Consider the following 18,131-nt stretch of genomic DNA (forward strand, 5'->3'; position numbering starts at 1 on the left):
GTCACATGGAGCGAAAAATGGCACTCACTTTGGCAAAAAACCAGACGATCTCACTCGAGAAAACCGCTGGTACAGGCCTCAAGAAAGTCAGCATGGGCCTTGGATGGGACCCTGAAAAGGCCAGCGGTTTCTTCGGCAAATTGCTCGGCGGTGGCGGCGGCGATATCGACCTCGATGCTTCCTGCATCATGCTCGACGCCGATAAAAAACCCCTCGATCTGGTCTGGTTTCGTCAGTTGCAATCGCGCGACGGTGCCATTCTGCACTCTGGTGACAATCGTACCGGCGAAGGCGCGGGTGATGACGAAACCATCAGCGTCGATCTGGAAAAATTGCCGGCCGCGGTCAAATACCTGGTGTTCACCGTCAACTCGTTCACCGGGCAGAATTTCGAAAAAGTCGCCAATGCCTACTGCCGCATCGTCGATCTGGGCAGCCGCAACGAGCTGGGCCGTTTCGACCTGTCCGAGAAAGGTCAGCACACCGGCGTAGTGATGTCTTACCTGTCGCGCACCGCATCGGGCTGGGATTTCACCGCTGTCGGTCAGGCCACCAACGGCCGCACTGCGGATGATCTGGTCGAACTGGCCATCGGAGCTGTACGCGGATGACCCAACTTGTACCAGGCGCCAACGCGCCGGTCGCTACCGGGCCTCTGACGGTCGAAATCAGCTACGCCCCGCTGGCGGGTGCCGACATCGATGTGTCCGCATTCCTGCTGACGGGTTCGGGCAAGGTTCGTGGCGATCAGGACATGTGCTTCTACGGCCAGAAAAGCGTCAACAATGGTGCGGTCCAGCAGACAGAAGCGTCGGCGGGCCGTGCGGTGTTCACCCTTGATCCGAGCCGTCTGGATTCGGTCATCGAGAAAGTGGCCCTGACGGCGACTATCTACGAGAACAAGGCCAGCTTCGACGCTGTGTCGCGTCTGGCATTGAGCATAACGGGCGGCATCGAAGCAGACATCCCCACCAGCGGCATGAAGGAAACCGCGCTGATTCTGGGCGAGTTCTACCTGCGCCAGGGCGCCTGGAAATTCCGCTGCGTTGCGCAGGGTTTTGCAGGCGGCCTGGAGCCGCTGGCGAAAAACTTCGGCGTTGAAGTCGCCGCGCCGCAGGATCAGCCTGCACCTGCACCTGCACCTGCACCTGCACCTGCACCTGCACCTGCACCTGTTCCAGCACCAGCGGTCAAGTCGACGGTCAGTCTGAGCAAGATCACGCTCGACAAGACTCGCGCCTCGGTCAGTCTGGAAAAAACCAGTGCCGGTTTCGGCGAGATCAGGGTCAACCTGAACTGGAATCGCCGCAGTGACAACAAGGGCGGCGGCTTCTTCTCGATGAAGAAGAGCAATGCCATCGACCTTGATGTAGGCTGCCTTTTCGAATTGCAGGACGGCTCCAAAGGGGCGGTTCAGGCACTGGGCAATTCGTTCGGGTCGCTCAACAGCGAACCGTTCATCAAGCTGATGGGCGATGACCGCACCGGGTCGATCAGTGATGGTGAGTGGCTGCACATCAATGGCGGGCATTGGGGCAAGATTCGTCGCATTCTGGTGTACGCATTCATCTACGAAGGTGCGCCGAACTGGAAAGAAACCGACGGGGTGGTCACCATCCATGCGCCGGGCCAGCCACCCATTGAAGTGCGTCTCAATGAAGAGGGCGGCCGTCAGGGCATGTGTGCGATTGCCTTGCTGGAAAATGACAATGGAGCGGTCAAGGTGACGCGCCGTGTGGATTTCCATAACGGCCACAGCAACATGGACAAAGCCTACGGCTGGGGCATGCGCTGGGCTGCCGGTTCCAAGTAAACAACACCGTGGTATTTCTGGCTGGCTGTGCCGCCTCATGGGAGATAGACATGCTGGACTGGTTGAAAACAAACGCAACAGCGGCCCGCGACAAGCTGGCTACTGAAGTTTCGAAGTTCAAGAATCGCGAATTCATGGACGCTGTGGTTTCCGGCTGTGCGCTGGTATCGGCCGCCGATGGCGATATCAGCGCCAGTGAAAAGCAGAAAATGGCCGGCTTCATCCAGAACTCTCAGGAACTGAAAGTTTTCGACATGAAGGACGTCATTCAGGGCTTCCAGGAAGCCTGCTCCAAGTTTGAGTTCGATTACGAAATTGGCCGTGCCGAGGCATTGAAAACCATCGGCAAGATCAAAAAGAAAGAAGATGCTTCCCGTCTGTTGGTGCGCGTCTGCTGTGCAATCGGTGGCGCTGATGGCAGCTTCGACGAGAAAGAGCGGGAAGTCTGCCGCACGATCTGTCGCGAGCTTGGCCTGAACCCGTCCGATTTTGACCTGTAATTTTTACCCTAAGGAACGCAGTTAAATGGAAAGCACCTCTCTAGGCTTCCCTCCACTCACGATGGCGGTTTTCGTCGGTCTGGCCATTACGGCCATGGCCATCGACATGTTCTCCCACCGGGGCAACAAGCCGATTACCCTGGCGCAAGCCTCGGCGTGGTCGATTTTCTGGGTCGCCATTTCGCTGGCTTTCGCCGGTTTTCTGTATGTACAGCACGGCGCTGAAGTCGCCACCCTGTTCGTGACCGGTTATGCGCTGGAAAAAGTGCTGAGCGTCGATAACCTGTTCGTGTTCATGGCGTTGTTCGCCTGGTTCAAGATTCCGGACGGCCTGCGCCACCGCGTTCTGTACTGGGGCATCATCGGTGCCATCGTCTTCCGCGGCATCTTCGTGGCTATCGGTACCGGCCTGCTGGCGCTGGGCCCGTGGGTCGAGGTGGTATTCGCGGTCATCGTGGCCTGGACCGCGGTCATGATGCTGCGTGCCGGTGATGACGACGACGAAGAAGTCGACTACTCGCAGCACATGGCTTATCGCTTCGCCAAGAAATTGTTCCCGGTCTGGCCAAAACTGCACGGCAGCAACTTCTTCGTGCGTCGCTCGGTTCTGGAAGAAGAAATCAAGAAGCCTGAAAACGCCGGTATCACGCTGGCTGCCAAAGGCGCGCTGTTCGCAACTCCGCTGTTCCTGTGTCTGGTTGTGGCAGAGATCTCCGACGTGCTGTTCGCGTTCGACTCCGTGCCTGCAATCATTGCAGTGAGCCGCGAGCCTCTGATCGTGTTCTCGGCCATGCTGTTCGCAATTCTCGGCCTGCGTACCTTGTATTTCGTACTTGAAGCCCTGAAACGCTACCTGGTGCATCTGGAGAAGGCCGTTATTGCGTTGCTGTTCTTCATCGCCGTCAAGTTGGGCCTTAACGCGACCAACCACTTGTTCCATCACGGTTACGAGATCAGCGCCAACGCCAGCTTGCTGGTTGTGGTTGTCGTGCTGATCATCGGTATCGTCGCCAGCCTGCTCTTCCCGGGCAAAGAAGAACCGGCCGAAGAAAAAGCGTAAACACTGGATAAGGAGATATACGAATCATGGCTTTGACTCTGCAAAAAGGTGGCAACCTTTCGCTGTCGAAAACCGACCCGACCCTGACCAATGTCCTCATCGGTCTGGGCTGGGATCCGCGCGCCACTGATGGTCAGGACTTTGACCTGGACGCCAGCGCATTCCTGCTGGGCACCAATGGCAAGGTCCGCAGTGAGGCTGACTTCATTTTCTACAACCAGCTCAAGAGCGCCGATGGTTCCGTCGAACATACCGGCGACAACCGTACCGGTGCCGGTGATGGCGACGACGAAAAGCTCAAGGTCGATCTGACCAATGTGCCTGTCGATGTCGACAAGATCGTTTTTGTCGTGACCATTCACGATGCCGACACTCGCAAGCAGAACTTCGGTCAGGTGGGTGGCTCGTTTATCCGCGTTATGAACGAAAAGTCTGGCTCTGAAGTTGTTCGTTATGACCTGGCAGAAGATGCTTCGACCGAAACTGCCATGGTGTTTGCCGAGCTGTACCGCAACGCTGGCGAGTGGAAGTTTCGTGCGGTTGGCCAAGGTTATGCCGGTGGCCTGAAAGCCGTTGCCAACTCTTTCGGCATGAATTTCTGATTCACGCCTAACCCTATTTCTGAAAAGGATTACGAACATGGCAGTAAGTCTGAGTAAAGGCGGTAACGTTTCCCTGTCGAAAGAGGCTCCTGGCCTGACAGAAATCACCGTTGGGCTGGGCTGGGATCCACGGGTGACCGATGGCACCGAGTTCGACCTCGACGCGTCGATCTTCATCGTTGGCGAAAATGGCAAGGTGTTGGACGACAACAGCTTCATTTTCTACAACAACAAGAAGTCGACCGATGGTTCGGTTGAACACTTGGGCGACAACCGCTCAGGTGCGGGCGAAGGTGACGACGAGCAAGTCAACGTCAAACTCACCGGTCTGGCGGCTACGGTCAAGAAGCTGGTATTTGCGGTCACCATCCACTCGGCTGACGAGCGCAAGCAGAACTTCGGTCAGGTTTCGAACGCTTACATCCGTGTTGTGAACAAGGCTGACGGCAAGGAAGTCGCGCGTTACGACCTGTCGGAAGAAGCATCGACCGAAACCGCGATGATCTTCGGCGAGCTGTACCGCAACGGCGACGAGTTCAAGTTCAAGGCCATCGGCCAGGGCTTTGCAGGCGGTCTGAAGCCGCTGGCAGAAGCCCACGGTGTTGCAATCGGCTAAACCCGATCAGCGCCCGACAAAAACCCCCGCCAGCGATGGCGGGGGTTTTTTGTTGGGGTTTTTGAACGTATTCGCGGACAAGTCCGCTCCCACAAAGCCCTGCGAAGCGGAGCGTCGCACGATAGTCATAGTCAGTAGTTGAGATCATCGTTGCGCATGCTCACGCTCTACAAAATCCCGGCACCCTTGGCCGCTTTCAGCCAGTCGGGAAACTCTTCCATCAGCAGGTCGTACAGTTTCTCTTCCGGGATTTCATCCAGGCGGTCCAGGGCGAAGAAGTTGCAGTTGTCGACCACACGTCCGCCCATATCGTCGAGCTTTTCGAGAATCCCGTAGCCGTGACCCCCCAGGCCCACGAATTGCCAGAAGATCGGCAGTTTGGCGGCTTCGGTCATCAGCCTGGTGATCTCGCGGTCCTGATGCACGCCGCCGTCGCTGATGAACAGGATGTAGATCGGTGTCTTATCGCCTGACTGCTTGTAGTAATCGATGACCATGCGCATCGCCTTCGGCTCATCGTTGATGCGTGCACCCAGCTCCCAGTTTTTCCAGCCGCCATGATCGGTCTTGATGAAGTCCTGAAAGTTGCCCAGCGTGACAGCGCTGAGTTGCTGCGGCTTTGCACCGAATGCCCAGCAGTCCAGTGCGCCGTCATCGTCGAAATGCACGGCCAGCGGAATCAGGCGGTCCACCACTTCTTGCACATGACCACGCGTGTATTGCGCGTTCATCGAGCCTGACGCGTCCAGCACCAGCCCGACTCGGGCCTTGGTGTCGGTCAGTCTGGCTTTTTCCAGGCTGACTTGAGCCTTCTTCGCCAGGCTGATCAACTGCGGAGCCGCGGCGGCAATCTTTTTCTCCAGAGAAATTCGTGCAGGCGGGGGCGGCGGTGCGTCGGCCACTTCACCACCGAAATGCACCACCAGCGCGTCCAGCCCGGCGTTATAGCCCTGCAGGTTGGAAGCGATGCGCCATTCGCCGTTCTTGCGATAGACATCGACCACCATGATGGCTTTCTCGGCGGCAAAGGTCGCCCCGGAGAACTCGCCACGGGCCACCTCGCGGCCTTGGTCCTGAATGCTGAAGTGGCTGGCCTGGATGTCGCTCATCGCTCCCGCACCATCAATGGATGCGGTGAACACCAGCCGGTCTATGGACGCCGGCAAGCGACCCAGCGCGAGCTGAAAATCGCCGCCGTTGACCTGTTTGACACCGTTGCAGGGGCTGGCAGGCTGATTGAAGAAAATCATGTAGCGGTCGTCTGACAGCTTGCCGTTGGCATCGACGCCAAAGCAGACGTAGTCGATCACATGAGGCGATTTCAGGGAGATCGACAGCGTGAGATCAGTGCCCTGAATCAGTGTGGAAAGCGGGATGCGTTGGCCTTGAGCGATGAGCATGTTTCTTCCTTGGCAATGGGGGCATCAGAGAGCCCCGGTCAAATGACTGGCATCAGCGTTCACTTCGGCCTGCACCCGCAGGGCCGGCGGCCAGCATGCGTCCGGCCAGACGGGAGAATGGCAGACTTTGCAGCCACACCGTGCCGGGGCCGGTCAGCCGGGCGAAAAACACGCCTTCGCCACCGAACAGCATCGACTTGATGCCGCCGCCGACCATGCGGATGTCGTAGTCCACAGTCTGGGTCATCGCCGCCAGGCAGCCGGTGTCGACATCCAGTCCTTCGCCTGCCGCCAGTTCGATCTTGCGCACCGTGCCGCCCATGTGCACGAAAACCCAGCCGTCGCCTTCAAGCTTTTGCAGGATGAAGCCCTCACCGCCGAACAGCCCGGTCAGGATTTTCTTCTGAAATTGAATGCCGATAGATACACCCTTGGCTCCGGCCAGGAAGCTGTCTTTCTGGCAGATCAGCTTGCCACCGAAATCGCGCAGGTTCAGCGGCAGGATGGTGCCGGGGTAGGGCGCCGCAAAGGCAACCCGGCCCTTGCCGGCCCCTTGCTGCGAAAACACCGTGGTGAACAGGCTTTCGCCGGTGAGCATGCGTTTGCCTGCGCCGAACAGCGAGCCCAGCAGACCTGACGATTGATTGCTGCCATCGCCGAAGATCGTCTCCATTTGCACATCGCAGGTTTTGTACATCATCGCGCCGGCTTCAGCGACCGCACTTTCACCGGGATCGAGTTCCAGCTCGACGAACTGGGTTTCCGAACCGTACAGCTTGAAGTCCACGCCGTCGGTGGTCTGCGACAAGCCAAAGCCGCCCGAAGCGTTCGGGTCTGGCGTGAACGACGGCCGTTTGCCCGGCACAGGACCGGGGATGGGCGCGGGTGGCGCAGAAGCCTGCGCAGGTAGGCCCGAAGGCCTTGGCTGGATCATTTCCGGCGCTGGAGCCGGGAAGGGGGTCACGCCATCCTTTTTGATGGCGCGCACGTCCTGAACCTGATAGATCGGCTGCCAGTCCGGCATGCCCTGTTTCCAGCACCAGGCGCCAGGTGACTCGCGCGCAATCAATCGCGCTGCCGCTGCCTCCATCGGGCCGAGTTGCTTGCCCGCGTTCATGACAAACCATTGGTCCAAGGCATCTGCTCCCGATCAAATCGAAGTCGTCTTCAGCGCGTGAAACCGTCAGATACTCAGGCGCATGGACAGGTCCACGGCCTTCACATCCTTGGTCATCGCACCGATGGAAATATAATCCACGCCGGTGTCGGCAATCACCCGCAGAGTGTCATCAGTGATGCCGCCACTGGCCTCGAGTCTGGCACGGCCTGCGGTAAGACGAACGGCTTCGCGCATGTCATCCAGGCTCAGCTCGTCGAGCATGATGATGTCGGCCCCGGCGTGCAGCGCCTGACTGAGTTCACCCAAGCTCTCGACTTCGACTTCAACCGGCTTGCCCGGCGCTATCTTGCGCGCAGCGTCCACGGCCTGAGCGATGCCGCCGCAGGCTGCGATGTGGTTTTCCTTGATCAGGAACGCGTCATACAGACCAATGCGATGATTGTGGCAGCCACCGCAGGTGACTGCGTATTTCTGCGCCAGACGCAGGCCCGGCAGGGTCTTGCGGGTGTCGAGCAGTTTGACCCCGGTGCCCGCGACCAGGTCGGCGAAATACTGCGCGCGGGTTGCGACGCCGGAGAGCATCTGCAGGAAATTGAGCGCGCTGCGTTCGCCTGTCAGCAGCGAGCGGGCGGGGCCTTCCAGATGAAACAGCGCCTGATTCGGGCTGACCCGGTCGCCATCGACCACTTGCCAGTGCACGGCCACACGCGGGTCGAGCTGACGAAACACCGCATCGACCCACGCGGTGCCGGCAATCACCGCGGCGTCACGGGAAATGATCGTGGCCTTGGCCAGCCGTTCTGCCGGAATCAGCTGGGCGGTGATATCGCCACCGCCGACATCCTCAAGCAATGCGCGGCGCACATTGGCTTCGATCTCGGCGGTCAGATCGGCAAGTCGTAAATTCGGCATAGCGGGCTCCACTAACAAAGTCGTCCGAGTATAAGGCACTGCACCCTGCTAACTCACCTGCGGCCATGCTCTGGAACGCCTTTGCCAACGTGCAGTTGGTCGGTTTGGCGAATTCACGTGCGATGGAATGCAAGTATTGCGGTCTATCGTGCACACGAATATACGAGCGCCATCCAAACGAGTGTGTAAAAAAAGTCTCACTGGCGTTAATGACAACTTTTGAAAGATACTCGACCAATATTTGACGTCACAGGTTTGACGTCGCGCGAAACCAAGGGGGCTGGATCACAAGGCGAGGGTCGCACGCCACGTTTGTGATGGAGCCCGGGTATTTTCCTGACAGGGGGTGTAATGCCGAACGACGAAAAAGTAGTGCCGTTAAGCAAAGTGCTCCCCGCGCAGGGGGCCGGCGTGCCACTGGCCAGGTTACCGGTGGTGTTGCTGCAGGTTCGCGACAAAGCGGCGCAGCAGCTCAAGGACGCTTTGCAGGTGCTGTTCGACAACGCCGACGACACGCTGTTCGAGATGGCTGACCGCGCCCTTAGCAACACCGAGCAAAACATCTTTTTCGAAGCCATGCGTGACCTGCGTCTCAAGCGCAAAAGCATAGAGCGTGGCTTTCTCGACAAGTTCTATGAGTCTTTCCTGTCGCTGGGTCAGTATCAGATTCAGGACCCCGTGCTGCCCGCCGCCGTGTCGTTCGACAAGCTGGCGCTGGTGCATAACGATGACCTGGAAAAGACCGTGGCGGTCGACGCGATGGTCTCCAAGGTCATGAGCCGTGACAGCCTTGCGCTCGGCCAGCTCACCGCCCGCCTCAACGTTCTGGTGCCGCAACCCATCACCGACGAAAACAACCCGCTGGGCCCGGCGATGCTGTGCCGGTTCTTTCTTGAGGCTGGACGCAACCTGGGGGTCGAGATCAAGGTCAAGCTGATCATCCTCAAGCTGTTCGAAAAGTATGTGCTGACCAACACCGATCATCTGTACGGTGAAGCCAACCAGTTACTGATCGCCACCGGCATCTTGCCGGACATGAAAGTCCTGCCCGCCCGCCGCTCATCTGATCGAGCGGCGCCCAGAGCTCGTTCTGCCGAACTGTCCGACCCTGTGCTCAACGAAGCGGCGGACAAGCTCGACAAAGGTGTGCAGGAGGTGTTTTCGGCGTTGCAGGAGTTGTTGCTGCATGTGCGCGGCAATCTTGTGCCGCGGCATGAGCCCAACGCCGAAGTACGGCCGATCTCCAGTCGGGACTTGATGCGTCTGCTTTCTCATTTGCAGCAATACGTGCCCTCTCAGGAAACCGCTGACGACTTCGACTTGCGCAATCAGCTTGAACAGCTGCTGACGCGGGTCAACGTGAAAACCGGTAAATCACGGATCGTGGGCGTGGGCGATGAGGATGTCATCAACCTCATCGCCATGCTCTTCGAGTTCATTCTCGACGACCGCAACCTGCCGCCATCGCTGCGCGCGCTGATCGGACGTTTGCAGATTCCGATGCTCAAAGTGGCGGTACTCGACAAGAGCTTTTTCAGCCGTGGCAGTCACCCGGCCCGTCGCCTGCTCAACGAAATTGCCACCGCAGCGCTGGGCTGGGGTGGGCGTGACGATTATCAGCGCGACTCGTTGTACCAAAGGGTCGAGCAGATCGTGCAGCGGCTGCTCAATGACTTTGACGATGACCCGTCGATCTTTTCCGAATTGCTTGCCGATTTTCTGGCCTTCACCAGTGACGAACGCCGTCGCAGCGAGTTGCTGGAGCAGCGCACCCGTGATGCCGAGGAAGGCCGGGCGCGCGCCGAACTGGCTCGCCAACTGGTTCAGCAGCAACTGAACCAGCGTCTGCTGGGGCGCACCTTGCCGGAAGTGGTGGTGCGTCTGTTGCAGGAGGCCTGGAGCAAAGTGCTGCTGCTGACCTGCCTCAAGCATGGTGAAGCGTCCGGCGAATGGCAAGCAGGCCTGACCACCATGGACGAGTTGATCTGGAGCGTCGAGCTGCATGACGATCCGCAGGCGTTGCAGCGTTTGCTGGAACTGGTGCCGGGGCTGCTCAAGTCGTTGCGCGATGGCCTGACCAGTGCGGCGTTCGATCCGTTCGCCACCAGCGAGTTCTTCAGCCAGCTGGAGTCGCTGCATGTGCAGGCGTTCCAGCATTTCACGCGTTTGCAGGAAGCCAGTGGCGACGCTGGATCAGGTGACGCGTCGCTGTGCGGCGCTAGCACTGCGGAAGGTCCGCCGATGATGGCAGTGGTCGAGGAAATCGTCCTGATCGCGCCCGAAGAGCGGTTGCTCAACGAACCGGTCGTGCAGTTGCCTGACGATGACGCCGGTTTGCAGATGGTCGACAACCTGCGGGTGGGCTGCTGGGTCGAGATTCAGGAAGACGAAGAGCACAAGTTGCGCTGCAAGCTGACCGCCATTGTCGAGCCGACCGGCCGCTATGTGTTCGTCAATCGCACTGGCATGAAGGTTCTGGAAAAGACTCGCGTTGGCCTCGCCGTCGAGTTTCGTCGCGGCGCAGTGCGCGTTCTCGACGATGCCTTGCTGTTCGATCGGGCGCTGGAATCGGTGATAGGCACCCTGCGCAAGCTCAAGGGCGCCTGAGTCCTCGCAAGACCAAAGGCCTGTGGCGTAGGAAATGGCACGTGTGTGATCGGCTATTTCCTACGCCTCGGGTCCTTGTCTAAACCCCCACATCTGCGTTTATCGCGGGCATAATCGGTGTCATCCATTTCCTCCGCTCAAGGAGCACTCATGCAACTGGACCCCGCAAGCGGTTGGTGCGATGGCGTGCAGCATTGCCCTTCGCCCAACTTCAATGCGCGACCCGACGGTGAGATCTCGCTACTGGTGATCCACAACATCAGCCTGCCACCGGCGCAATTCAAGACCGGCAAGGTGCAGGCTTTCTTTCAGAATCAGCTGGACAGCACCGAGCATCCGTACTTTGCCGGCATTGCCGAGCTGCGTGTTTCGGCGCATTTTCTGATTGAACGTGATGGCGACGTCATTCAGTTCGTCTCCTGTCTTGATCGTGCGTGGCATGCCGGGGTGTCCAGTTTTCACGGACGTGAGGGCTGCAACGACTTTTCCATCGGCATCGAGCTGGAAGGCACGGACGAGCAGCCTTTCACCGACGCCCAGTATCACGCACTGATTGAGCTGACGGGGCAGTTGCGGCAGGCTTTTGCGGATATCACGCCCGAGCGGATCTGTGGTCACAGTGACATCGCGCCCGGGCGCAAGACAGATCCGGGCCCCTGCTTTGACTGGGCCAGGTTTCGAGCGACTTTGCTGGATTGATGTTGGGGGATAAACGATGAGTTTTCTGGTGCTACTGCTGGCCGTCTGCATAGAAAAGTTTTCTGCACTGCGTCAGCGGGTACAGCGTGATGGTCCGTGGCTGAACGAGCTGGCAAAGCTTGAAAGCGGCCCGCGAACCGCTGCACGGCCCTGGTTCACGCTGGCGCTGCTGGTGCTTGTGCCGGTCTTGCTGCTGCAATTGGTGCTGACCATCGTCGGCTCGGTGGCGTACGGCTGGCTGGTCCTGCCGATTCATCTGCTGGTTTTGATCTACAGCCTCGGCCGGATTGACCTTATCGCCGTGCTCGGGCCGTTTCGCGATGCCTGTCGGCGCGGCGATGCGCAGGCGGCGGTGCATGTGGCCGAGCGCGACATGGGCGTGCAGGCTGACGACAGCGAGCAACTGCTGCAAGGCGTTCAGAGCTACATGCTGTGGCAGGCGTTTCAGAGTTTCTTCGCGGTGATCTTCTGGTATTTCGTGCTTGGGCCGGTAGCCGCACTGGCCTATCGCTTGCTGGCGCTTGCCGCTGAACACGGCAAGACCCCGGCGCTGGTCGAGCGGGCCGGGCAGTTGCGCCATGCGTTCGAGTGGGTGCCGGTCCGTTTGCTGGCCGCAAGCTTCGCACTGGTCGGTAATTTCGTGGCGGTCAGTCGGGTGATGCTGCACGAATTGCTCAACTGGAACATCAGCGCCGCGCAGTTGGTCACTCGCGCCGGATGCGCCGCCAGCGAAGTGCCGTCCCCGGTGATGGGCCCGAACGGCGTTGCCAGTCTGGACTTGCTCTGGGAGTTGCTGGTTCGCGCGGCGATCGTCTGGTACGCAGGTTTCGCGCTGTGGACACTGCTGATCTGAAGTGTTTCAGCCGCTGACGGTGTGCGGCCAGCCGAACAGTTCGCAGGCGTTGCGCGTGCTGGCCTCGGCGAGCCGTTCCGGGCTGATGCGCATCAAGCCTGCCAGCGCCTGGCAGATGTCGGGCAAATGCTGCGGGGTGTTGCGCTGATTGGGGTACATGGCGGGCGCCATGTCCGGCGAGTCGGTTTCCAGCACCACGCTGTCCAGTGGCAGTTCGGCAAGTACCCGATGCATGCGCAGCGCTTGTGGCCAGGTCGCCGCACCGCCCAGGCCAAGCCTGAAACCCAGTTTGATGTATTCCCGCGCTTCTTCACGACTGCCCGCAAACGCATGAATAATGCCGTTGCGCTTGAGTCTATGACGCTTGAGGGTGGCGATCACGTCGGCGTGGCTGCGCCGTACGTGCAGCAGAGCGGGCAGGTCGAAGTCGGCAGCCAGCTGCAACTGCGCCTCGAAAACCTCTTGCTGACGCGCTTTGTCGAGGTGATCGAGGTAGTAATCGAGACCGATCTCGCCCACCGCACATAACTGCGGGTGGCCTTTCAGGCGTGTCAGCCAGTCGCCCAGCTCGTCCAGGTGTTCGGCGCGGTGCTCGTCGATGTAGACCGGGTGCAACCCGAACGCTGCATGCAGGGAAGGATTGGCGACGGTCAGGTCCCACAACCGCTGCCAGTTGCGCTGATAGACCCCCAGCACCACTATGCGCTGCACGCCGAGTGCCTGACTGTGTTGCAGGACCTGCGCACGGTCGGCATCGAACTCGGCAAAGTCCAGATGGGTGTGGGTGTCGATCAGCGTCACGTCAGGCCTCGTGTATGCGTTGCTTGAAGGCCCGCACGATGGCGTGCACGCCCGGCTGGTAATCATCCTTCTCGATAGCGGCCAACGCCAGTTGCAACGCCTTGTCGGCGATCAACTGATGTTGCTGGGCCATGGCATTGACCGGCAGCGGTAGAAAGTCCAGCAGTTGCGTGTCACCGAACGTGCCCAAATGCAGCTGGGTTGAGTTCAGCGCCTGACTTTGCAACACATCGAACACGCCTTGCAGCAGCACGTAGGAGGTGGTGATCAGGGCGTCGGGAAAACGCCCGTCGCGTTGCAGCATCTCGTTCATCAGGCGTTGCCCGCACTGGCGGCTGAACGCTTCACCATGTTCGATGCTCGAGGTGCCGGTGAAACCCTCCAGCGCGTGCTCGAAACCGGCAGTCCGTGCCCGGCTGATACTCAGTTCCGGGCGGGCCCCCAGCAGCGCGATATGCCGTGGGCTGGTCTGTAACAAGCTGCGGGTAAGCTGCAGGCTGGCGTCATGGTCATCGCTGACCACCGAACAGAAAAACGCAGGGTCCATCTCCCGGTCGATGGCGATAATGGGCATGCCTTTGAGCTGTAAGTCACGATAGCTCTCGTCGCCGGGCGGCAGGCAACTGGCAACCAGCAGGGCATCACAGCGGCGCGCGCGGAAAAGCTGCAACAGTTGCAGTTCGCTGACGGGGTCATCGTCGGAGCTGGCGATCAGCAATTGGTAGCCCAGGCTGCGAGCGCCTTGCTCGAGCAGTTTGGCGATGCGGGCGTAGCTGGGGTTTTCCAGATCCGGAAGGATGAAGCCCAGGGTTTTACTGTGCCGGCTGCGCAGGCCCGCCGCTTGAGGGTTGGGTCGGAAGTTGTGCTGCTCGACGACTGCTTTGACGCGCTCGACCGTTGCCGGGCTGATGCGCTGTTGTTCGGCCTTGCCGTTGATCACATAGCTGGCCGTGGTCACGGAAACACCCGCCAGACGTGCAATATCGCTCAGTTTCACCCCGGAGTTTCCTTTAGTTAGGTGCGTGGATCAGGAAAATCGAATTATTGTTGATGTGACGGTGATCTTTACACCAGACCGTAGGAAATTCCTAAGTGCTTCAAGTTTTTTGGGAAGTCTCCTACAACGATTGTGCGGCTGGGCTTCAATGAATCCGCAGAATCGAGTAACGTGCCGGGCAATTATAGATTAAACGTTTCAGCACGCCTGTTGTCTGCTGCAATCCAGACGAAAGCGATGTCCGATAGGTATCGCTTCATTTTCCCAAGCTGTCGATCATTCATGGTCGTCATTAAAACAAGAATCAGGTGGCGCCTTGGCGCCGCACAGGAGTCAAGGCAATGCTCGAACTTACTCTGGAGCAAATATCCATGGCCCAGTCGGCTGTGGATAAGACTGCCGCACTTAAGCTGCTTGCCGACCACCTGGTCGCCGATGGTCTGGTAGCAGAAGGCTACCTCACTGGACTGATGAACCGTGAGCAGCAAGGCTCGACCTTTCTCGGTCAGGGCATCGCCATCCCCCACGGTACACCCGAAACCCGCGACCTGGTGTTCACCACTGGCGTGCGCCTGATGCAATTCCCTGAGGGCGTGGATTGGGGCAATGGCCAGATCGTTTACCTGGCGATCGGCATCGCGGCCAAATCCGACGAGCATTTGCGCCTGCTGCAATTGCTGACCCGCGCGCTGGGTGAAGAAGATCTCGGCCCGGCGCTGCGTGAGGCGAAAACCGCCGAAGACCTGTTGCAACTGCTGCAGGGCGCGCCGCAGGAACTGGCGCTCGACGCGCAGATGATCAGCCTCGGCGTTTCGGCCGACGATTTTGAAGAGCTGGTGTGGCGCGGCGCACGTCTGTTGCGCAAGGCCGATTGTGTGAGCAATGGTTTTGCCGCCGTGCTGCAGCAGGTTGAAGCGCTGTCGCTGGGCGATGGTCTGTGGTGGCTGCACAGCGAACAGACCGTGAAGCGTCCCGGTCTGGCGTTCGTCACGCCGGACAAACCGATTCGTTATCTGGGCCAGCCATTGACCGGCCTGTTCTGCCTGGCCAGCCTGGGTGAAGCGCACCAGGCGCTGCTCGAGCGTCTGTGCCTGCTGCTGATCGAAGGTCGCGGCCATGAACTGGGCCACGCCACCAACAGCCGTGCGGTGCTGGAAGCGCTGGGCGGCGAATTGCCTGCCGAGTGGCCGACCCGCCAGATTCAACTGGCCAATGCCCACGGCCTGCATGCCCGCCCGGCCAAGATCCTGGCGCAACTGGCCAAGGAGTTCGACGGCGAAATCCGCATGCGTGTGCTGGAGACCGGCGAAGCTGCGGTGTCGGCCAAGAGCTTGAGCAAGCTGCTCAGCCTCGGCGCTCGTCGTGGCCAGACGCTGGAATTCATCGCTGAACCGACGATTGCTGCCGACGCGCTGCCTGCGCTGATTGCTGCGGTGGAGCAGGGGTTGGGTGAAGAAGTCGAACCCTTGCCTGCGGTTTCCGAACCTCAGGCCGCGCCAACGCCTGCCGCTGTCGCCAAACCGCTTAGTGCGCCGGCGTCAGGCAGTGTGTTACAGGCTGTGTCGGCATCGCCCGGCATCGCCGTCGGCCCGGCGCACGTACAAGTGTTGCAGGCCTTCGATTACCCGCAAAAGGGCGAATCGGTCGCGGCCGAGCGTGAGCGTCTGCACAGCGCCATTGGCGAAGTGCGCCGTGACATTGAGAACCTGATTCAGCGCAGCAAATCCAAGGCCATCCGCGAAATCTTCATCACCCACCAGGAGATGCTCGAAGACCCGGAACTGACCCGCGAGGTCGAGCAGCGCCTGAACGACAACGAAAGCGCCGCGGCGGCGTGGTCAGCTGTCATCGAAGCGGCCGCCGTTCAGCAGGAACAACTGAAAGATGCGTTGCTGGCCGAGCGCGCGGCCGACCTGCGTGACGTGGGGCGCCGTGTGCTGGCGCAGATCTGCGGCGTTGAAACCGTGGCTGCGCCGGACGAACCCTACATTCTGGTGATGGATGAAGTCGGTCCGTCCGACGTCGCGCGTCTTGATCCGGCCCAGGTGGCCGGCATTCTGACCGCTCGCGGCGGCGCGACTGCGCACAGCGCCATTGTCGCCCGTGCGCTGGGCATTCCGGCGCTGGTCGGTGCCGGTGACGAAGTGTTGCTGCTCAAACCAGGCACGGTGCTGCTGCTCGACAGCCAGCGCGGCCGCCTGACCGTTGCGCCTGACGAAGCGACCTTGCAGCGCGCGGTTCAGGATCGTGATGCTCGCGAGGAGCGCCTGAAAGCCGCAGCCGCCGCGCGCATGGAGCCCGCCGTGACACGAGACGGCCACGCGGTCGAAGTCTTCGCTAACATTGGCGACAGCACCGGCACTCCGGCTGCTGTAGAGCAGGGCGCTGAAGGCGTTGGGCTGCTGCGCACCGAATTGCTGTTCATGGCGCATTCCCAGGCACCCGATGAAGCGACGCAGGAAGCCGAATATCGCCGCGTCCTGACTGACCTCGGCGGGCGTCCGCTGGTGGTGCGCACGCTCGATGTCGGCGGTGACAAGCCGTTGCCGTACTGGCCGATCGACAAGGAAGAAAACCCGTTTCTCGGGGTTCGCGGCATCCGTCTGACGCTGCAACGCCCGGACGTCATGGAAAGCCAGCTGCGCGCGCTGTTGCGTTCGGCTGACAGCGGCCCGTTGCGCATCATGTTCCCGATGATTGGCACCCTTGAAGAATGGCGTCAGGCACGCGACATGACCGAGCGGCTGCGCAAGGAAATCCCGGTCAGCGACCTGCAACTGGGCATCATGATCGAGGTGCCGTCGGCCGCGCTGATTGCGCCGGTACTGGCCAGGGAAGTGGACTTCTTCAGCATCGGCACCAACGACCTGACCCAATACACGATGGCCATCGACCGCGGCCATCCGACGCTGTCGGCGCAGGCGGACGGGCTGCACCCTTCGGTGCTGCAGTTGATCGACATGACCGTGCGTGCCGCGCATGCCAATGGCAAATGGGTGGGCGTCTGCGGCGAGCTGGCGGCTGATCCGCTGGCCGTGCCGATTCTGGTCGGGCTGGGCGTGGATGAATTGAGTGTGTCGGCGCGCAGCATTGGCGAGGTCAAGGCCTGCGTGCGTGAACTGACCCTGAGCACTGCTCAGCAACTGGCGCAAAACGCGCTGACGGCGGGCAGCGCTGCCGAAGTCCGTGCCCTTGTGGAGGCCTTGTAATGGCGAAGATTCTTACTCTGACCATGAACCCGGCGCTGGACCTGACGGTGCAGTTGGGGCAAATGGAGCTGGGGCAGGTCAACCGCAGCAATGCGATGCTGACTCACGCCGCAGGCAAAGGGCTCAACGTGGCGCAGGTGCTGGCTGACCTCGGCCACGACCTGACGGTTGCCGGTTTTCTCGGCGTCGACAATCAGCAAGCGTTCGAAGCGTTGTTCGAGCGGCGCAACTTTGTCGACGAGTTCGTGCGTGTGCCGGGCGAAACCCGCAGCAACATCAAGCTGGCCGAAGGCAGTGGCCGCATCACCGACCTCAACGGCCCCGGCCCTCAGGTCAGTGAAGAGGCGCAGCAAGCCCTGTTTGCGCGCGTTCAGCAGATCGCCGCGGGTTTCGATGTGGTGGTGGTGGCAGGCAGTCTGCCGCGTGGCGTCACACCCGAGTGGTTGCAGAAGCTGTTGCTGATGCTCAAGGACCTCGGCCTGAAAGTGGCGCTGGACAGCAGCGGTCTGGCCTTGCGCGCCGGTCTGGCCGCCGGGCCGTGGCTGATCAAACCCAACACCGAAGAGCTGGCCGACGCGCTCGACGCGCCGATCATTTCCATCGCGGCACAAGCCGAAGCGGCGACGCGTCTGCACGCTCAGGGCATCGAGCATGTGGTGATCTCCCAGGGTTCCGAAGGCGTGCACTGGTTCAGTCCGAACCTGGCACTGCATTCGCTGCCGCCCAAGGTCACGGTTGCCAGCACTGTCGGTGCAGGCGATTCGCTGCTGGCGGGCATGGTCCACGGCCTGATCGGCGGTCACGATCCACAGAAAACCCTGCGCACCGCCACGGCCATCGCGGCCATGGCCGTGACCCAGATCGGTTTCGGCATCACCGATGCCGCCCAACTCAAACGGCTTGAAGGCGGCGTCACGGTACGCAGCCTGACAGAACAATAAG

The 18,131-nt window shown here is 60.4% G+C and carries 16 protein-coding genes; 11 read left to right on the top strand and 5 right to left on the bottom strand.

Going from position 1 to position 18,131, the window contains the following annotated elements; translation table 11 throughout:
- Window positions 1–17 precede the first annotated feature (17 nt).
- The 6 genes from ABJ99_RS05245 to ABJ99_RS05270 are packed head-to-tail and all read left to right on the top strand — an operon-like array spanning window position 18 to window position 4,591.
- Window positions 18–611 carry a TerD family protein gene (locus ABJ99_RS05245; protein WP_054084896.1) on the top strand — a complete coding sequence of 198 codons (594 nt, stop codon included), beginning with the start codon at window positions 18–20 and terminating at the stop codon, window positions 609–611.
- Window positions 608–1,813, top strand: a complete 1,206-nt coding sequence (locus ABJ99_RS05250) for a TerD family protein (protein WP_054084897.1) — start codon at window positions 608–610, stop codon at window positions 1,811–1,813. Before ABJ99_RS05245 ends, ABJ99_RS05250 begins: the two co-directional genes overlap by 4 nt.
- Window positions 1,814–1,863: 50 nt before the next feature.
- On the top strand, window positions 1,864–2,313 hold the full coding sequence (locus ABJ99_RS05255; RefSeq protein WP_007251676.1) for a tellurite resistance TerB family protein: 450 nt from the start codon (window positions 1,864–1,866) through the stop codon (window positions 2,311–2,313).
- Between the two features lie 25 nt (window positions 2,314–2,338).
- Window positions 2,339–3,373: a TerC/Alx family metal homeostasis membrane protein gene (locus ABJ99_RS05260; protein ID WP_054084898.1), complete on the top strand. Its 1,035-nt coding sequence runs from the start codon at window positions 2,339–2,341 to the stop codon at window positions 3,371–3,373.
- A gap of 26 nt (window positions 3,374–3,399) precedes the next feature.
- Window positions 3,400–3,975, top strand: coding sequence for a TerD family protein (locus ABJ99_RS05265; protein ID WP_054084899.1), 576 nt, complete (start codon window positions 3,400–3,402; stop codon window positions 3,973–3,975).
- Between the two features lie 37 nt (window positions 3,976–4,012).
- Entirely contained in the window at window positions 4,013–4,591 is a 579-nt protein-coding gene (locus ABJ99_RS05270) for a TerD family protein (RefSeq protein WP_054084900.1), read from the top strand.
- Window positions 4,592–4,758: 167 nt separating this feature from the next.
- On the opposite strand, the gene ABJ99_RS05275 is transcribed toward ABJ99_RS05270, so the two are convergent.
- The 3 genes from ABJ99_RS05275 to nadC are packed head-to-tail and all read right to left on the bottom strand — an operon-like array spanning window position 4,759 to window position 8,023.
- The gene (locus tag ABJ99_RS05275) at window positions 4,759–5,991 is read right to left on the bottom strand and encodes a VWA domain-containing protein (protein WP_054084901.1); all 1,233 of its coding nucleotides are present in this window, start codon (window positions 5,989–5,991) and stop codon (window positions 4,759–4,761) included.
- 52 nt (window positions 5,992–6,043) lie between these two features.
- The gene (locus ABJ99_RS05280; RefSeq protein ID WP_054084902.1) at window positions 6,044–7,126 is read right to left on the bottom strand and encodes a TIGR00266 family protein; all 1,083 of its coding nucleotides are present in this window, start codon (window positions 7,124–7,126) and stop codon (window positions 6,044–6,046) included.
- Between the two features lie 48 nt (window positions 7,127–7,174).
- Window positions 7,175–8,023, bottom strand: coding sequence for a carboxylating nicotinate-nucleotide diphosphorylase (gene nadC / locus ABJ99_RS05285; protein WP_054084903.1), 849 nt, complete (start codon window positions 8,021–8,023; stop codon window positions 7,175–7,177).
- Between the two features lie 351 nt (window positions 8,024–8,374).
- Here nadC and ABJ99_RS05290 point away from each other — a divergent pair, with 351 nt between their 5' ends.
- From ABJ99_RS05290 to ampE, 3 genes are all read left to right on the top strand, one after another.
- Entirely contained in the window at window positions 8,375–10,630 is a 2,256-nt protein-coding gene (locus ABJ99_RS05290) for a DUF1631 domain-containing protein (RefSeq protein WP_054084904.1), read from the top strand.
- A gap of 150 nt (window positions 10,631–10,780) precedes the next feature.
- Window positions 10,781–11,329, top strand: a complete 549-nt coding sequence (gene ampD / locus ABJ99_RS05295; RefSeq protein WP_054084905.1) for a 1,6-anhydro-N-acetylmuramyl-L-alanine amidase AmpD — start codon at window positions 10,781–10,783, stop codon at window positions 11,327–11,329.
- A 16-nt stretch (window positions 11,330–11,345) separates the two neighbouring features.
- Complete coding sequence (ampE, locus tag ABJ99_RS05300; protein ID WP_054084906.1) at window positions 11,346–12,182, top strand: regulatory signaling modulator protein AmpE; 837 nt, start codon at window positions 11,346–11,348, stop codon at window positions 12,180–12,182.
- Window positions 12,183–12,188: 6 nt separating this feature from the next.
- On the opposite strand, the gene ABJ99_RS05305 is transcribed toward ampE, so the two are convergent.
- Complete coding sequence (locus tag ABJ99_RS05305; RefSeq protein ID WP_054084907.1) at window positions 12,189–12,983, bottom strand: TatD family hydrolase; 795 nt, start codon at window positions 12,981–12,983, stop codon at window positions 12,189–12,191.
- Between the two features lies 1 nt (window position 12,984).
- Window positions 12,985–13,980, bottom strand: coding sequence for a catabolite repressor/activator (cra, locus tag ABJ99_RS05310; RefSeq protein ID WP_054084908.1), 996 nt, complete (start codon window positions 13,978–13,980; stop codon window positions 12,985–12,987).
- 341 nt (window positions 13,981–14,321) lie between these two features.
- Here cra and ptsP point away from each other — a divergent pair, with 341 nt between their 5' ends.
- Together ptsP and pfkB are read left to right on the top strand one after the other, a co-directional pair.
- Window positions 14,322–17,189 (top strand): phosphoenolpyruvate--protein phosphotransferase, encoded by a 2,868-nt coding sequence (gene ptsP, locus ABJ99_RS05315; RefSeq protein ID WP_054084909.1) that lies wholly within the window; start codon window positions 14,322–14,324, stop codon window positions 17,187–17,189.
- Window positions 17,189–18,130, top strand: coding sequence for a 1-phosphofructokinase (gene pfkB / locus ABJ99_RS05320; protein WP_054084910.1), 942 nt, complete (start codon window positions 17,189–17,191; stop codon window positions 18,128–18,130). The genes ptsP and pfkB overlap by 1 nt, the downstream gene beginning before the upstream one ends.
- Window position 18,131 lies beyond the last annotated feature (1 nt).

The organism is Pseudomonas syringae pv. cilantro (genome assembly GCF_001293775.1).
GTDB lineage: Bacteria > Pseudomonadota > Gammaproteobacteria > Pseudomonadales > Pseudomonadaceae > Aquipseudomonas > Aquipseudomonas syringae_P.

Coding starts and splice junctions, on each gene's coding strand:
- ABJ99_RS05245 (WP_054084896.1), top strand. CDS start 18: ATGGCACTCACTTTGGCAAAAAACCAGACGATCTCACTCGAGAAAACC.
- ABJ99_RS05250 (WP_054084897.1), top strand. CDS start 608: ATGACCCAACTTGTACCAGGCGCCAACGCGCCGGTCGCTACCGGGCCT.
- ABJ99_RS05255 (WP_007251676.1), top strand. CDS start 1,864: ATGCTGGACTGGTTGAAAACAAACGCAACAGCGGCCCGCGACAAGCTG.
- ABJ99_RS05260 (WP_054084898.1), top strand. CDS start 2,339: ATGGAAAGCACCTCTCTAGGCTTCCCTCCACTCACGATGGCGGTTTTC.
- ABJ99_RS05265 (WP_054084899.1), top strand. CDS start 3,400: ATGGCTTTGACTCTGCAAAAAGGTGGCAACCTTTCGCTGTCGAAAACC.
- ABJ99_RS05270 (WP_054084900.1), top strand. CDS start 4,013: ATGGCAGTAAGTCTGAGTAAAGGCGGTAACGTTTCCCTGTCGAAAGAG.
- ABJ99_RS05275 (WP_054084901.1), bottom strand. CDS start 5,991: ATGCTCATCGCTCAAGGCCAACGCATCCCGCTTTCCACACTGATTCAG.
- nadC (WP_054084903.1), bottom strand. CDS start 8,023: ATGCCGAATTTACGACTTGCCGATCTGACCGCCGAGATCGAAGCCAAT.
- ABJ99_RS05290 (WP_054084904.1), top strand. CDS start 8,375: ATGCCGAACGACGAAAAAGTAGTGCCGTTAAGCAAAGTGCTCCCCGCG.
- ampD (WP_054084905.1), top strand. CDS start 10,781: ATGCAACTGGACCCCGCAAGCGGTTGGTGCGATGGCGTGCAGCATTGC.
- ampE (WP_054084906.1), top strand. CDS start 11,346: ATGAGTTTTCTGGTGCTACTGCTGGCCGTCTGCATAGAAAAGTTTTCT.
- ptsP (WP_054084909.1), top strand. CDS start 14,322: ATGCTCGAACTTACTCTGGAGCAAATATCCATGGCCCAGTCGGCTGTG.
- pfkB (WP_054084910.1), top strand. CDS start 17,189: ATGGCGAAGATTCTTACTCTGACCATGAACCCGGCGCTGGACCTGACG.